Raw genomic sequence first — 15,589 nt, forward strand, 5'->3', positions numbered from 1 at the left:
GTATTAACTTATTAATATTCCTGATTTTATTTTTCCGTCAATCCCGTTGATTTGTTTATTTGTTGATGTTTTCTAATTTTTTAGATGATTTTAAATTTGTATTTTGTGTGATTGGTAAATATGAAATAAATTTATCTTTCTATTTTTTGAGATTACGTTTCATATTTGGAATGAGTAGGGTGATATAACTAATTTTGGACTTGTCGCTATGTTTTTGTAGCCATACCCCTATGTCCAGATACCCTTATGTCAAGATACGCCTACTGACATGCGTATTCAGGGTGTTTGGGTATGCACTGACACTCATTGTTGTTAGATTAGAGAGTGAAAACAACGAGAAGGAGAACTTGATGTTTACGTTATCATTGGATGATGAGTTGTCCCTTTCCCTGGTTCAGCACTCTTACGCGAAAGATTACTATCGTATTGTTTGTGGTGAGCGCGAGTACCTTTCTGAATGGTTGGCTTGGCCTCCACACGCAAATGGTGAGGCCTTTTTTGAGCAATTCATAAAAGGTGCGCTTCATGGTTATGCCGAGGGAAAATCCCTAACATGCGCCATGATTTACCAAGGCAATGTCGTGGGTAATGTCAGTTTCAACAGTATTTCTCGCTCGCTGAAAAAAGTAGAGATTGGATACTGGTTAAGTAACGAATACCAAGGTAAAGGCATTGCTTCCCGCTGTGTCTTGGCATTGGTTCAACTTGCTTTTGATGAAATGGGGATAGAAAAAGTCCAGATCGCCGCAGCGACAGGCAATCAACCTAGCCGTCGGTTATGTGAACGCCTAGGGTTTCGGTTAGAAGGAGTGATAACGAATGCCGAGGATCTTAACGGACGCATTGTTGATCATGCGATTTACGGACTGAGATCCGGACAAGAGGAACAAGCATGAAGTCACTGGAAGAATGGTTTGATGAGTATGGTGAGAGTCATCAACACCCTACCAACCAGAAAATTCACAAGGTGGCGGTACCGGGGATCTTCTTCTCTGTCGCAGGATTTCTCTGGCTACTGCCATCGTTTTCTGTTGCTGGGTTTCAAGTCGCCCCTTACTTTCTCGTGTTGGCATTTGTCTTGGGATTCTATGCACGGTTGTCTATTAAAGCACTGATTGCCATGGCGTCGTTTTCGGCATTTTGTACTCTGGCGTTGATTCAGCTTGATGCGGCGAACATCAGTATAATCAATTTATCCTTAGTGCTGTTTGTTGCTCTGTGGATATTGCAGTTTGTGGGTCACCACATTGAGGGGAAGAAGCCTTCTTTTCTGAAAGATGTGCAGTTCTTGTTAATCGGCCCCGCTTGGGTATTTCACTTCTATGTGCCGCTTACTCCCCATCAGCAAGACTAATGCGGCTGACATACTAAATTGAGATCTGCCGAAGAACAAAAAAACAGCCATCAGGCTGGTTTTTATCATTTAATCATGAGTCGCTAGTGATGTGTTACGCGCCAATCACGCCGCCATCTTTCCGTGTGATTCGCATGACCGTAGAGCGAGGCACTGAGTCACCGCCATCAGGGAAGTGAGAAGGTGCAAGATTCTCACCTGGGTGTTGAACACCCACGAACATGGTTTTTCCATCAGGGGAGAAGGTGAGCCCCGTGATTTCGCAAGCAATTGGACCCGTTAGGAATCGGCGAATCTCGCCCGTTGTAGGGTCAGCACAGAGCATTTGGTTATTGCCCATGCCAGCAAAATTGTCCTTATTGGAGTATTTACCGTCGGTTAATATCCACATGCGGCCTGCAGTATCAAATCCAAGGCCATCAGGGCTATTGAACATGTTGTCTTTGTTGATGTTCGATGTACCCGCCATTAAGCCTTCGTGCACTTCTGGGTTACCAGCCACTACAAACAGATCCCATTCGAAATCAGTCGCTGTGTGGTCGCCGCCTTTCGGTTCCCAACGAATGATATGTCCATAAGGATTTTTTTCACGTGGGTTAGCGACATTCACTGGCTGATTTTCCCTGACCCCACGATATTTGTTATTCGTGAGCGTACAGAAAACGTGCTTGTTATCAGGATGAACAGCCACCCACTCAGGACGATCCATTGTTGTTGCACCAACGTGTGTCGCTGCTTCACGGGCAAAGATCATCACTTCCGCTTGGCTGTTAAATCCATTTTCTGGTGTGAGTCCATTCTTACCAAAAGTAAGCTCTAGCCATTCACCGTTGCCTTTGAGTTCGCCTTCTTTTCCATCCAATTTAGCCACATATAGCGTACCCTCTTCGAGTAAATCTCGATTGGATGCGTGAGTGCCTGGTTTGTATTTGTTCTTCGATACGAACTTATACAAGTGCTCGCCGCGTTCATCATCGCCGAGATAGACGACAACATGACCGTCATCGTTAATGGCCATTGCTGCATTCTCGTGCTTAAAACGGCCCAATGCCGAACGTTTCTTCGGTGTCGAGTTAGGATCCATCGGGTCGATTTCTACCACCCAACCAAAGCGGTGTGGTTCATTGGGGTTTTTGGCTACGTCAAAACGCTCATCATGTTTCCACCAATCGTAACCCCAATCTTTGTCTCGCACCCCATAGCGCTTGTACGTCTTCCCGAGTTCGACCTCTTCAGAGGCCGCGAAGTAACCATTGAAGTTTTCTTCACAGGCAAGGTAGGTTCCCCATGGGGTTTGTCCGTTTGCACAGTTGTTGTATGTCCCCAGTATTTTGGTTCCTGTTGGGTCGGCTTTGGTTTTTAACAAATCATGACCTGCTGCTGGCCCTGTCATTTCCATTGGGGTGTAGGCGGTGAGCTTACGGTTTAGTCGACCATCAAGGTTAACTTGCCATTCACCGTCTTTTTTCACTAACTCAACAATGGAGACCGCATGCGCAGCTTGAGATTTGCGCACATCATCTGCGGAAATGTTTTTACCTTGGTGGGTATAGAGATATTCATTGTTGGTGTATTCGTTGTTGGCAACTAGCACACCGCGAGTCTCTGAGATAGGAAAAAAGGTCATGCCGTCAGTGTTGTCGCCATACTGCATTTCCTGCGCTTTTGAGTCATTGGACTGACTGAAAGCTGGTGAGTTCACGAACAATGGGTCACCCCAAGAAATGAGGCGTTCAGCCACATAGCCTTCAGGCACGACAACCGTATCTGCGGTGGAGGCGGGAATAGCTTTGAAACCCATTAGCGTGCTTTTGTCCATAGAGCCTGCCACGGCCTGTGCAACCGGGCTGGCCGCGAAGAAGGCAACAGAGCCCGCAGCCCCTGTTGCACGAAGGAAATTGCGGCGATTCATCGCTGCATCAATAAAACGGTTGAAGGCTGGCTCTGCGTCCAGTTCACGTTGATCGTTATGTTGGTTATATTCGCTCACGATAACTTCCTTTACGTGTAGTTTGACGGGAATGAAAACGTTTGGTTTAGGCTGCGAAGTTTGCGTAGGAAGTGTTAAGTATTCGTGACTTGCGAATGAACATAAGATGTCATTTTACGAATACTTGATTGGCATTAAGGGAATGGAGAAAGTTCAAATGCAGTAAATTGCATTTTTATATGCCGTTCGTCCCTGTACAATATGATGCATAAATCATTGTAAAAACATGCATCTTTCTCGCCTGTACACACTCAAGTGTGGTGCAAAAAACTGGGCAAGCGTGAAACATTTTGGAGACGAACCATTGAACAATCTTTTGGGCAGCCTTTTATTTATGGCAGTAGTTTCGAGCCCTGCAGCGGCAAATATGCCTGAAGGAAATTCAGAGCTTGGGATGCAAAAAGCCTACACCTGTCAGTTTTGTCATGGCGCGACGGGAATCAGCCCGCGTGACGATTACCCTAATATGAATGGCCAAAACGCAGAATATCTTTTTGACGCCATGATGGCGTATAAAGAGGGCTACCGTGACGGTGCAATGGGTCGATTGATGAAGCAGCAGATGTCAGTGCTGAATACGCAAGATATGGCGGATATTGCTACCTATTACGCTGAACAATCGCGTTAGAAGGCCCAATTACATTGAATATTTGCGGCTTAACGTTGCCGCTGGTAATGTGCCATCCAAACGTCTTCCAAAGGAAACAATCATGGCAATAATCTGGGTTGATGCTGACGCCTGCCCGACGGTGATCAAAGAAGTGTTATATCGTGCAGCAGAACGTACTCAAACCGAATTAGTGCTGGTGGCTAATCAGTCATTGCGTACACCGCCTTCTCGGTTTATTCGTAGTATTCAGGTGGAGAAAGGCTTCGACGTTGCAGACAACGAAATCGTCCAGCGCGTAGAGCGTGGCGATTTGGTGATCACAGCGGATATTCCTTTGGCATCTGAAGTGATAGATAAAGCTGCCGTGGCATTGAACCCAAGAGGTGAACTGTATACGAAGGAGAATATTCGCCAGCGATTGAACATGCGTGACTTTATGGACACGCTGCGCTCAAGCGGTATTCAAACCGGTGGCCCTGCGACAATGAGCCAGCAAGACAGGCAAATGTTTGCGAATGAGTTAGATAAGTTCTTACAGAGAAGCAAAGCAGCCAAATAGTTTACGGCTGATCATAGCTTACGGCTTATCGAAAAAAGGAGCGACGAATCGCTCCTTTTTTGTGTCGGTTGTTTAACGTCAATTCATCCAATGGTCGAATTAGTTAAAGATCTTGCTCCAACAGCCATTAGTACAGGTAACGTTTTTGTTCCAATGTAACTGAGCACGGTGACCTGTTCTAACGTTGTAGTATTGACCATTAGGGCCTTTGAGTCGTGCCCAAGCAATATCACCTGCGTAGTAATAACGCTCATGATTTCCATGTTGTTCGTAGTATTTACCACCACTGCTGATGGAGATACTGCGAAGGTGTGAGCCAGTTTGGTAAAACTCAAGCGTGGTGCCCGGTGGAATGGTGCCGCTGATATTGGCATGTACGCCACGAATCCACTGGTCTTTTGTAAACCAATTTCCGCCACGGCTACCGTGCCAAGCAACGCCGCTGTTATTTGCAGCGTTCGTCAAGAGTGTGTGTACATCAGGGTCATTGTCCACGATAGTGACATTAGCAGCACTCAAATCGCTCTTGTCTGAAGCCACCCAAGCATTCAACGTAAAGTACTCGCTGTTCTCATGTGTAGAATCGTTAACGGTTGGCACGCCAATACGCACTGAGTCTACACCCTGAGGTAAGCTGATCTCGGTCAATGTAGAAGAAATTGTCGCAGAACCGGTTGAGCCATCAGAGAATAGCAAGGCAACCGTATTACGATAATCGCTGTTTAGTACGGCGGATCCGTTTTTCAGTGCGACACTGAGTTTGGTTGTGGCATCGCCTGTGGCTTTGTCAAAGTTGACAGTGAAGTAGGCTGTTGAGCCTTCGTTCACAGAGCTAGATGCCAATGTGATACCTGAAACCTCAGGCTTCAAATCACTTGGAAATAAGGTTTCCTCGTAACATGTATGATCTTCAGATGTCACTGTCCCCATCGCACTGATGCGGCTAGGGAACAACCCGACTTTCTTTTTCTCACCCGTTGATGCTTTTAAGCGGTAGAGATGGTTACTGTTCACATTGCCGGAAACGTTTTGGTTTTTTGCGGCTAAGAGGATTTGACCATTTTGATCCAACGTTGCGGTTGTTACAAAGTCGATAAAGTGGAATGCCTTAAAGGTCAGTGCACCTGTTGTTGTGTTGACGGCGAAGGTGCGCCCATTCGTGACAAACAACAGCTCCCCATCTTGGAAAACAAAATCCCCCCAGCTGGTATACCCACCAGATTTTAGATCGCTAGAGAAATCTGCAAGGTGAGTGGAATCACCTGTGAGCGGGTCGATTTTGAAAATTGTTCTAGAGTCAGAGGCATACAGCTCACCGCTGTCAGGATCAAAGGCCATACGAAGAATTTGTTTTTTCGTTACAGGGCCAGCAACGTGGTTACCCGTGGCTGGATCCATGTAGGCGAGTTGATACGCTTTATTTTTGTTAGCGTGTAAATCTAGGCTTTTAAACTCGTCAGCGCTGACATCTGCTTCTGGCCCTTGAACATAGTAAGAGGTGGGTTGTGGGGCACTTGCATAATACAGGCGATCTGAAATGCGATCATAGGACATGCTTGACGCACTGAATAAGGCACGTGAATGATACTCTTCGCGGTCAACGGCATCAGCATAGTATTTAGAAGACATTTGTTTTGCTTCTTGAATGTCCATCAGCAACCCAACGTGGCCGCGCCCTGCATTCATTGAATAAACATTACCTGCGCAATTTGCGAAGGCTTGAGCAGAGGTCATTGCCCCAGCAAGAATTGCGGTTGTAAGCAGTGTCTTCTTCATCACGATTACCTGTCATCCATGTAAAGAGTGGCCCGGTTCCAGTGTTGTATCCGGTACAAACATATCGTTTAAGGCATGTCCTTGCCCAATGTGCCTTAGCTGACGATACGTAGCGATAATTGGAGACTATTGAAAAGTGGATAACTTTGTTGTCTCAATATAGAGACGTGTGGTTTTTTGATGACTTTTAAGGAGTAGCCCATGGAACTTTTGGGGAATAAGCATGAAGAAGGACGTAGGGGTTTGGAGCGTGAGACTCGTTCTTTTGTCAGCATCAGGATGTGAAAAGTAGTAGATTATGTTTTCGTCATGTAATGCGCAAAGAGCATATGTTTTCAAAGGCATGTCTGCATTTTTGACTGGAGACTGGCTGGATGGCTAAGTTGTTCGTCTCTAATGTGAGTTGTTTGTCTCTCTGTTAGTGCTTATCAAAATAGTCCTTACGCCGAATGTATTTGTCCATAAAATGATACGCAATCGGTCGCAATAACCAGCTAACGAGTACACGAATGATGCGAACGATCGAAGGCATATTGTGATGGATGCGATCATTGTGGAGCCATAATAGTTCTCCAACGTGCCAAAATAGAAAAGGAAGTCCGGGCAGGAAGGTGACAATATCTACGTCGCAACATATTCGGTATGTTTTTGATTTTAAGCGGTACTTGTCTTTGAATGTCCAATACCCTGTTGCGGGTTGACCAAATGTCACAACGCGCTTTACGGTATTCGGATACTTTTGCTCAATAATTTCAGCGGCAATAACCGCCATGCTTCCGCCAGATGAATGTCCCGTGAATGACAATCTCTTTCCTCGTTCAATTAATGGCAATATACACGACTCGAGCTTTTCAATCACAGAGACGCCATCAACCTGGCTATTTTCAATGGAATGAATGATGTCTGCCTGCTGGGCGGTTGTAAGGTTAGAAGCGTGTCTTTTTCTATTTTGGGGTATAGCGCGACTAGGTTGCTTTAATAGAAATTGAAACCCCCAATGGACATGACCGGCATAATAAGGGGCGTCGACTCGGCTCGGAAAAACAGCAAGATTAAGGACCCAATCCCATAGACTATGTGACCCTTTAAACACGACCACTACGTCCCCGTCTTCCTTCCAAAGCACGCGAATAATGGTTTTTCCCCATCGGTTGCGGATATCTCGCCTGCCATGTTCAGAAAAACCGTATTGGCGGTGGTCAAATTGCACAGGGTAAGCATCACGACAAAGAATGGCGTAACGCTCATATTGATAACGCTTGAGTTTTTCTACCTTTGTATACAATGCCTACTCGTGTTTCATTTATTTGCCCATTGGCAGTGTAGCCACTGAAAATGACGATACGACGACAGTGATTTCGTAAGCGATAACACCAAGGCGGCATGAATAACTGTATGAGCAATGAATGAAGAAAAGAGGGCCTGAAGAAGGTCTCGGAGAACACGGGGAAGGTGAAAGGTAATGCCGCTGACAGCGGCATGCTTGATCAATCGTAGTGTTGCAGAAATGGGGTAATGTGGCTGTTGTAGGTGAGTGCTTTAACGGCACTGTGGTTCTTAAGTAGCCATTCGGCTTTTGTGCAGTTTCCAATGCCAATGATGGCTTGCACAAGCAGCTTGAAATCTCTCAACCAACGATCTTTTTGATCCTCACTCCAATCATCACGATAGGTTTCGTGATAGTGCTCCACCCACCAATAAGCACCACGTATAAAGGATGCGACAATGGTGGTTGCTGGGGCAATTTGTTCGTCTTTTCCATCAATGAAATATTCGTCAGCCAGCGGCGTGCCTTGTGAGAAGGCCGCATAGTTGATGCAGTACTTATATAAAGCGAGTTGTAAGGCTGAAGCCGAATCACAATGGTTGAGTGACAGTGTTGTAATCGGCAAATGCTTGGTATTACTGCGAAATAGCTCAACAGTGCGTTTGCCCGGTAAAAGCCGTTCAATCACAAAAAACAAATCGATACTGATGAGTTTATTGCTCAAAATTGTGGTGTCCTTGTTTCTATACTTTGCCTTAGCGCGATCTTGCGAATGAATGACAAAATGATGATGTTAACCAATATAGACGGAGCATACTCTGTCCACCTGTAAAACGGAATCGCTTTGCTAGAAAGCCAACACATAACTCGCTATAAACTCGTAGAAAAACGTGCGCAATGATGCAAAAACATGTCGGCCTTTCAGCACACTCTCTTTCTAAAAATGGTTACCCTCGCAAACCTCGTAACTTACGTGCTACCAAAACGTCGTTCTGAACATACCCAGCATTTATTTTCATTTAATCGTTGAATAATTAGGCGGTTACTAAATGCATCGTACAAGGAGATGGTATGAAAAAGATAATAGCAGGGGCTGCGCTAAGTGCGTGTTTGACAGTGCCAGCATTTGCAGAGAATCACGTCGTTGGTGGATATTTTGCCGATTGGCAGTATGCAAACCCAGAAAATCCTTACACGGTTGCAGACATACCTGCAGAGAACCTTACTCACATTATTTACGCTTTCTTAAGTATGTGTGGCCCACATGAAAGCGCATCAGAAACCGTTCAACAACAGGTTGCCAAAGCCTGTGAAGGCAAAGCGCCATACTCCGCAATCATTGTTGATCAGAAGTCTGCTTTTGATATCGATTTCGGCGATGTGAGCGTGAATGTTCCTTATAAAGGTCATTTTGCACAACTCGCACAATTGAAGAAAGATCACCCAGATTTGACCATTCTGCCTTCGTTTGGTGGCTGGACAATGTCTGAACCCTTCCATGCGATGGCGAAAGACGATGCCGCTATTAAACATTTCGCGAAAACGGCGGTTGAATTAATTGCAGAATACGATTTCTTTGGTGGTATAGATCTTGATTGGGAATATCCTGGTGGCGGTGGTTTGACGACTTCTCCTTGGAACCCTGATACTAAATTGTCTGATGAAGCGAAAGCGTCAGAGCGTGCTGCATTTACTACCTTGGTAACGGCGTTGCGCGGTGAATTGGACACATTGTCAGATAAAACGGGTTCGGAGTACGAACTATCAACGGCTGTTGGCGTTGGACCTAAGGCCACGCAAATCGATTGGAACGCAGTCGCACCAATGATGACCAACATGTTTGCGATGACGTATGACTTCCTGGGTGGCTGGGGCCCTCAAACAGGGCACTTGACCAACTTGCATGCGACAGACCGCAGCTGGTGGGGTATGGGCGCTGATGTGTTCATCAATCAAATGATTGAAGCCGGTATTCCAAAAGACAAGCTGGTTCTAGGTGCAGCATTTTATGGTCGTGGTTGGGAAGGGTCTGAATTCGATGGTACGTTACCTTCGTCTGATTTGGCTTCGGAAAAAGGCGCAAGCTTTGGTTCAGGTGAGCCGGGCTACTTTATGTACTGGGACTTAAAAGCCAATTACACGAAAGACCAAGGTTATGAATATGGCTACGATGAAGAGTCCCATGCTCCGTTCTTGTGGAATTCAGAGAAGAAGGTATTCATTTCTTTTGAAGACCAACGCTCTGTAAAAGCAAAAGCCGAATGGGCGAAACAGCAAGGTCTTGCTGGTGTGTTTACATGGGAGCTATCTGGTGATCCCAATGATGAACTCACGGGTGTGATGCATCAAGTGCTTCGAAGCAAAACCGCGAAGAACTGATTCATACCAATATATAGTCCGTGCTAACACGGCATTGTAGATAGCCGACCAAATCAGAAAGCCCAGCAAAGTTGCTGGGCTTTTTTGTGAGAATCACATTGCTGTTAGAGGCATTTGTTGTGATGGCCATTTTTCACGGGACGTCATTTGGACTGCTCAGTCCGTACTTCTCCTTAAGTAAGGATATGTAGTGAGTGTTGTCTACCAAGAATTGGTTGAACTGAACCACAAGTTCTGGGTGTTGTGTGCTAGATAGATGTCGCGTGCCGGAGAGAAAGGGAAGGTGACGATTTAACGACATAATGGGTGCGTTGGGGTGATATTTGAGCAGCCTAAGGCGAATAACCGCGGTGTTAGTGTAAATACCATCTATTCGTTTCGTTAAAAGCATTTTAATCAGCGCGTCCATGTCTCCAGCTTCAAACACGTTGATCTTTTTTGCTTGGATATCCGAAAGGAAAGGCCAAGGCGTAAAGCCTGAAATCATTCCGATGTTGCGAAGATCTTCTCTTGGGTTGTTATGATCTTGATCCAACATAACGATACCGTCAACAAATGACACAACAGGTTCGCTGTAAACCACCTCGTGACCTTCTTTTAGATTTTGCGACCATCTAGGGTTGTCAGGGTATTTCGCGTCTATGCTGCCAGAGAGAAGACTTCGATATAGGCGTTTTAGCGGCAAAGCTTGGTACTCAAAGTGATATCCGTTTTTCTCTGCAAAGGCATCGAGTAACTCACGATTAAACCCTTGGTAGTCACCATTTTGATAGCTTGAGTAGGGCGAGTAGTCAGGGAAGGGTTGGACACCGATAGTAAAGGTGACTTTTTGAGCGGCCTGAAGATTAGTTGACATCAAGCTCGCTAAAATGAGCAAACCCCAGTTTTGCCATTTGAAAGAAGAAATCTTCATATGCGGCCCATTCTTAACAATAAGAAAAGTATAGTCAGTATTAAGAGTTAGTCGTGACTAAAAATGGCAACATTCAGAAAGACAAAAACCCCGCATGGCGGGGTTTTGTCTTTTACTAGCAAGCAAAGGTGACTTCGTTTTTTCTTGGTATGCGAAGAATATAGTGACGGATGATCGCGCTGTCCAATAAATAACACATACAATTTAAAGGTTGGACAGTACATCACTTTTATAATGTAACCGACTATGTTGCAGGTATTTTTTGGCGACTCATTTCCAGAAATACGCCAATTTTCGGGCAGAATTAAAAATTTATGCTTGTAATGAATTCTTTACACTTGGCGTTTGGAATGGCTCTTACTGACATTCAACACGCTATTTCATTGGTGTTGGTGAGAGGCGGAGTAAGGCACCATCAGACGAATCCGTTAAAAGATAAATGAGACCATCAGGCCCTTCGGCTACATCTCGAATACGACCAAATTTCCCATCCAATAATTTTTCTTGTGCGACAACATATTTACCTTGTTCGTCATCTATCTCTACACGTACTAACAGACCAAACTTCAGCGAACCAAGCAATAAATCACCTTGCCAATTTGGAAAAGCATTTCCTCTTACCATCTCCAAACCTGAGGGGGCGATGGATGGCACCCAATACTCCACGGGTTGTGCCATACCTTCTGCCGCAGTCCCCTGACCGATTGATGACCCTGTTACATAATTCACACCATAAGTAATGGTAGGCCAGCCATAATTAGTACCAGATTCCATGAGGTTGAGTTCATCTCCGCCCTGAGGGCCATGTTCATGTGTCCAGAGAGTCGCGCCATCATTGTCTAAGGTCATGCCTTGTATGTTGCGATGACCGAAGCTGAATATCTCGGGCTTAGACGTTGGGTCTGAGAGAAAAGGATTGTTGAAGGGAATAGACCCATCAAGATTAAGTCTCACTAACGTACCGATGTGAGTATCATTCTGTTGTGCTTTATCTCGATTGCCACGATCGCCCAACGCAATGTAAAGATGCTGCTCAGTGGCGAGCAAGCGGCCCCCGTAGTGGCGACCACCCGCAACTTTTGGATATTGCTGAAATATCTGGGTGATGTTGGAAAGTGTTTTAGTGTTAGTACTCGTGCTTTCGTCCAGCGTTGCGCTGATAACGCTCGTACCCGATTTTCGATAATTTCCTTTTTCGGCGTACGCGAGGTAGATTTTTCTCGACGTTTTAAAGTCTGGAGATAGCGCTAAACCGAGCAAGCCGCCTTGACCTGAATAATTCAGTTTGTCTGGCAATCCCTTAACGCTCGTCACGACGTGATCCTTCGACACGTGTTTCAACCCACCATTTCGCTCAGAGATGAGCATGGAAGCATCGGGAAGAAAAACCAATGACCAGGGGTGGTTGAGGCCAGAGGTTATCGTGTCGACCGTAAAACTGTGTTTCTGTGATTTGATGGTTTCGCCATGGGCTGGCGTGAGCAACAGCAAGCCAACAGCGAAAAGCAGAAATGCGAATGAGGCAGCGCGTGCAGTCACAATACGACGGAGATGAGGAAAAAGATTGATGGTAAACAATACAATGATCCTTAAAGGTAACCGCGCCAAACAAGCGAAGAGCGCGGTCAAAAAATTAAGTGAATAATGTGTGTCGAATTACGTGAAGTGTTGAGCGAATCGGAATTTCAATCGTCTAACCCCTCGTGATAATCGCTGCACATGATCGGTTAGGTTATTCTTGCTGCTCGTCGTTGAGCCTGATTTTGCATCACTTTCCTTGCTCATGGTGCCTTCAACACGATTGCGACCATTTTGTTTCGCACGGTACAAGAGTTTGTCGACATGACTATGGATGTCAGACAGCGATTGGTCTTTTCCTACCTCGATAACACCAAAACTTGCAGTGACATTAAAGTCATCGCCTTGCTCACTTTGGAACGACAATTCATTGATACGTAGACGCAAGTCTTCTGCGATCACTGAGGCTTTTTCTATGCCACTGTTTGGAAGAAGTAGCATGAATTCCTCGCCACCTACGCGCGCACATATGTCATCACGGCGGAGGTTGTTGTTGAACAACTCTGCAACGCCAACAAGCACTTGATCACCGACTGGGTGTCCATACGTATCGTTAACTTGTTTGAAATGATCAATGTCTAGAAGCAAACAACTGACGGCCATATCACCGGCAGCCATGTCTTTTTGAACACGCTCAAGCTGAGTGCCCAAATAGCGGCGATTGAATAGCCCTGTCAAACTATCTGTGTTGGCGATTTTACCCCAGCGAATACGGCGTCGGTTTACCCAAAGTGCGATGAGAGAGGCAATAATAGCGACACTTATACTCGCAACAATAATGACATTAAGGTATTCCACTTTGTCTTCATTTGTTTTCAATTCAAGCGTTTGTAACACATTGTTCCAGCTTAAATGTTGGTTTTCCGCTTTGAGTTTTTCTAGGTTAAACAGCATTTGTTGTCGCTCTAAACTGTCAACCTGCTCATCTGATGTGAAAGTGTTGAAGCGTTCTTGGTAGTCCAATAACGTCAGATAAGCATTCTTATAGTCTTCCATTCCAAAATGTGCTTTTGACGCTACCAAATAAAGTGCAATTTCGGAGCGATACAGACGGGCCTGCTCCTTGAGCGTTCCCATTAATGGCGTCACCAAATCAATCGCCGCTTGATAGTTATTACTGAGAAGGCTTTCATTGGCTTTTAGGTAATTATATTTACTGATGTAGTAGCGGATGTTTTCGCGTTCACGCAGCGTATCTGTGGCTTTTAAGTAACGCATCATGTTTTTTGAGTCGCCAGATTGCAGGAGTAGATCGGCAATTTGTAGATTGATGCGAAAGCGGTGGGAACCATCACCAAGTACTTCTGCAATCTGCAATGCTTGTTTGTATTCGAGTAAGGCTTGATTTTTGTCGCCTTGTTTTTTTGCCAACTCAGCCATGTCGAGCTTAACCAACAACTGATTAAATGACATTTTACGTTGTCGGAAAAATTGGTATGACTGTTCGAGCAGCAACGAGGCTTTATCAAAGCCATTTAACTGAACCAAAATACCGCCAAGGTTCGATGCAATACGCTCAATAAGCAGCTCATTGTCGGTATTCTTAGCGGCTTCCAACGAACTCATCAATGCCGCCATAGACACATCGTATTCATTCTGCGCTTTGTAGGCTTGTCCCTTGACCAACAAAATCTCAGCCGTTACTTCAGGGTTGTTGAGCGATTGTGACTCCGAAAGTAGATCGTCAAGCTGTGTGAGAACCAGAGCTTCTTCACCTTTAAGAATGCGTGCTTGGCTGAGCCTTAACTGCATCAAATATCTATCGGCTTGAAGTAATGGGTCGCTAGCGGTGAGTTCAATGCCTCTGTTCGCCGCTTCAATGGCGCTTTCTGGATCGTTTAAAATTAAGTCAACCGTCGACTTTTGCAAATAATAGCGGGCCAGAAGCGGTAATGGCTGATTCTCTTTTAGCTCAACTTTTTCTAGTTCACTCAACAGGGCTCTCGCCTTGATGGGCACGGAATAAAGGATAGATTGCACGCCATTTAGCGCGCGCTCGAAAGATTGTGTTTTTTCTACGGTAGCGTGAGCATTCACAGTGAAAAGCACTGCTAGCAACAATAGAGCTGAGTGAATGAGAGGTATACGCATTGATTGAGCTTCCCTGACCGACATCGCGATACATAAATAAATGAATTGACGGTTTATTGTGTTTTTAGAGGCTATAGATTACTCAACCGGAAGGTTTCTCCGTGTCTTATTATGAAGACGATTGTTTAATTATTTAAATCATCTCTCGATAAGCGTAGATAGGGATATGACATTTTTCCTGCTGTGGGTTGAAATTGATATCTAGAAAGTTGGACGAAAACAAAACACCAAGTCGCCCGCACTTGAATGAAATGGAACCTAGTACGGGCTTTGTCTCAGCTATTGGCTGATTTGCTGATAGATGTCATCTTTGAGCTGCACGCGCCGCATTCGTAAATGTCTAAAATTGTCATCATCAGTGGGGATTTTTGCCATTTCTAGGCCGCGAATTTTGTGGTCGAGCTGGTGGTACTCATCAACCATTCTGCAGAACGCTGTATCAGCCATTTTCATTTCGTGAATTTTATCTTTTAACTCTGGGAACTCGAACATGAGTGCGTGATTTTCACCGTGCATAGTCGCTCCTGTAGGTATTTGTTGAACGCCAGACGCTACTGCATAACTCTGCCCACCATTTCAGCGAGGGTGTTAAAGGGCGATGCAGGGCTTTTGGTGAACAAGTCGACGTTACTTTGATCTATTTTGCGTTGTGCTCACTGCACAGAGAATAAGAACAATGAAGATGTGATTCTAGTTGCGAAGATTGGGGGATGAAGGCAAGTCTTGAAGGTAAAACGGGTCTTGCAGATAGGACGGGTAGTGATAACTATCCCGTCACTGACGTTAAGGCGTGAACGGCGCTTAGCGTTTGTCTTTGATTGATGCGGCTTCTTTCTTCAACAGCATGATTTTGCTGAATCCTAACTTGTTGAAGTAGCTGTCTCGGTGGTTTTTCACCGCTTTGCCATCCGCAATCACCTCGAGCTGCCTTTCCATTTTTAGAAAGTCAGTGATGTCGATACCTTCCGCTTCTGCAGCAGCTTCGTGTGGAGAGCGGTGCTGACGGTAAGAGAAAGTCATGACTTTGGTTTCGCCTTTGTATTCATACTGGAGTTGGCGTGACATATCTGCA

14 protein-coding genes are annotated in these 15,589 nt (G+C 45.2%); 5 read left to right on the plus strand and 9 right to left on the minus strand.

The genetic code is table 11. The features are described 5' to 3' along the window. Positions 1-350 precede the first annotated feature (350 nt). Together L4D06_RS13475 and L4D06_RS13480 are read left to right on the plus strand one after the other, a co-directional pair. Entirely contained in the window at positions 351-896 is a 546-nt protein-coding gene (locus L4D06_RS13475) for a GNAT family N-acetyltransferase (RefSeq protein ID WP_274164572.1), read from the plus strand. Further along, entirely contained in the window at positions 893-1,354 is a 462-nt protein-coding gene (locus tag L4D06_RS13480) for an Mpo1 family 2-hydroxy fatty acid dioxygenase (protein ID WP_429739932.1), read from the plus strand. Before L4D06_RS13475 ends, L4D06_RS13480 begins: the two co-directional genes overlap by 4 nt. 94 nt (positions 1,355-1,448) lie before the next feature. Here L4D06_RS13480 and L4D06_RS13485 read toward each other — a convergent pair whose 3' ends face one another. Continuing rightward, positions 1,449-3,266 carry a PhoX family protein gene (locus L4D06_RS13485; RefSeq protein WP_274164650.1) on the minus strand — a complete coding sequence of 606 codons (1,818 nt, stop codon included), beginning with the start codon at positions 3,264-3,266 and terminating at the stop codon, positions 1,449-1,451. Between the two features lie 412 nt (positions 3,267-3,678). Between L4D06_RS13485 and L4D06_RS13490 the strand changes: the two genes are divergently transcribed. Next, complete coding sequence (locus L4D06_RS13490) at positions 3,679-3,972, plus strand: c-type cytochrome (RefSeq protein WP_429739934.1); 294 nt, start codon at positions 3,679-3,681, stop codon at positions 3,970-3,972. Positions 3,973-4,054: 82 nt separating this feature from the next. After that, positions 4,055-4,513 carry a YaiI/YqxD family protein gene (locus L4D06_RS13495; protein ID WP_274164569.1) on the plus strand — a complete coding sequence of 153 codons (459 nt, stop codon included), beginning with the start codon at positions 4,055-4,057 and terminating at the stop codon, positions 4,511-4,513. Between the two features lie 99 nt (positions 4,514-4,612). Here the strand turns inward: L4D06_RS13495 and L4D06_RS13500 are convergent, their stop codons facing one another. From L4D06_RS13500 to L4D06_RS13510, 3 genes are all read right to left on the minus strand, one after another. Next, positions 4,613-6,289 (minus strand): hypothetical protein, encoded by a 1,677-nt coding sequence (locus L4D06_RS13500; RefSeq protein ID WP_274164568.1) that lies wholly within the window; start codon positions 6,287-6,289, stop codon positions 4,613-4,615. Positions 6,290-6,707: 418 nt separating this feature from the next. After that, positions 6,708-7,574 (minus strand): lipase family protein, encoded by an 867-nt coding sequence (locus L4D06_RS13505; RefSeq protein ID WP_429739936.1) that lies wholly within the window; start codon positions 7,572-7,574, stop codon positions 6,708-6,710. Positions 7,575-7,776: 202 nt separating this feature from the next. Next, entirely contained in the window at positions 7,777-8,280 is a 504-nt protein-coding gene (locus L4D06_RS13510; protein WP_274164566.1) for a hypothetical protein, read from the minus strand. A 347-nt stretch (positions 8,281-8,627) separates the two neighbouring features. Between L4D06_RS13510 and L4D06_RS13515 the strand changes: the two genes are divergently transcribed. Then, positions 8,628-9,935, plus strand: coding sequence for a glycoside hydrolase family 18 protein (locus L4D06_RS13515; protein WP_274164565.1), 1,308 nt, complete (start codon positions 8,628-8,630; stop codon positions 9,933-9,935). A 133-nt stretch (positions 9,936-10,068) separates the two neighbouring features. On the opposite strand, the gene L4D06_RS13520 is transcribed toward L4D06_RS13515, so the two are convergent. From L4D06_RS13520 to L4D06_RS13540, 5 genes are all read right to left on the minus strand, one after another. Next, positions 10,069-10,791, minus strand: a complete 723-nt coding sequence (locus tag L4D06_RS13520) for a substrate-binding periplasmic protein (protein WP_429739938.1) — start codon at positions 10,789-10,791, stop codon at positions 10,069-10,071. 432 nt (positions 10,792-11,223) lie between these two features. After that, complete coding sequence (locus tag L4D06_RS13525; protein ID WP_429739940.1) at positions 11,224-12,426, minus strand: PQQ-dependent sugar dehydrogenase; 1,203 nt, start codon at positions 12,424-12,426, stop codon at positions 11,224-11,226. Positions 12,427-12,504: 78 nt separating this feature from the next. Then, entirely contained in the window at positions 12,505-14,517 is a 2,013-nt protein-coding gene (locus L4D06_RS13530) for a GGDEF domain-containing protein (RefSeq protein WP_274164562.1), read from the minus strand. A 279-nt stretch (positions 14,518-14,796) separates the two neighbouring features. Further along, positions 14,797-15,033: an HP1242/YdcH family protein gene (locus tag L4D06_RS13535; RefSeq protein ID WP_274164561.1), complete on the minus strand. Its 237-nt coding sequence runs from the start codon at positions 15,031-15,033 to the stop codon at positions 14,797-14,799. 285 nt (positions 15,034-15,318) lie between these two features. Then, entirely contained in the window at positions 15,319-15,582 is a 264-nt protein-coding gene (locus L4D06_RS13540; RefSeq protein ID WP_274164560.1) for a DUF2960 family protein, read from the minus strand. Positions 15,583-15,589 lie beyond the last annotated feature (7 nt).

Origin of the sequence: Enterovibrio makurazakiensis, from assembly GCF_050336585.1 — a bacterium.
Classification (GTDB): Bacteria; Pseudomonadota; Gammaproteobacteria; order Enterobacterales; family Vibrionaceae; genus Enterovibrio; species Enterovibrio gelatinilyticus.

Excerpts from the sequence above, each read along its gene's own strand:
- L4D06_RS13540 (WP_274164560.1), bottom strand. The coding sequence starts at position 15,582 with ATGTCACGCCAACTCCAGTATGAATACAAAGGCGAAACCAAAGTCATG.
- L4D06_RS13485 (WP_274164650.1), bottom strand. The coding sequence starts at position 3,266 with ATGAATCGCCGCAATTTCCTTCGTGCAACAGGGGCTGCGGGCTCTGTT.
- L4D06_RS13515 (WP_274164565.1), top strand. The coding sequence starts at position 8,628 with ATGAAAAAGATAATAGCAGGGGCTGCGCTAAGTGCGTGTTTGACAGTG.
- L4D06_RS13530 (WP_274164562.1), bottom strand. The coding sequence starts at position 14,517 with ATGCGTATACCTCTCATTCACTCAGCTCTATTGTTGCTAGCAGTGCTT.
- L4D06_RS13520 (WP_429739938.1), bottom strand. The coding sequence starts at position 10,791 with ATGTCAACTAATCTTCAGGCCGCTCAAAAAGTCACCTTTACTATCGGT.
- L4D06_RS13475 (WP_274164572.1), top strand. The coding sequence starts at position 351 with ATGTTTACGTTATCATTGGATGATGAGTTGTCCCTTTCCCTGGTTCAG.
- L4D06_RS13480 (WP_429739932.1), top strand. The coding sequence starts at position 893 with ATGAAGTCACTGGAAGAATGGTTTGATGAGTATGGTGAGAGTCATCAA.
- L4D06_RS13535 (WP_274164561.1), bottom strand. The coding sequence starts at position 15,033 with ATGCACGGTGAAAATCACGCACTCATGTTCGAGTTCCCAGAGTTAAAA.
- L4D06_RS13500 (WP_274164568.1), bottom strand. The coding sequence starts at position 6,289 with ATGAAGAAGACACTGCTTACAACCGCAATTCTTGCTGGGGCAATGACC.
- L4D06_RS13495 (WP_274164569.1), top strand. The coding sequence starts at position 4,055 with ATGGCAATAATCTGGGTTGATGCTGACGCCTGCCCGACGGTGATCAAA.
- L4D06_RS13490 (WP_429739934.1), top strand. The coding sequence starts at position 3,679 with ATGGCAGTAGTTTCGAGCCCTGCAGCGGCAAATATGCCTGAAGGAAAT.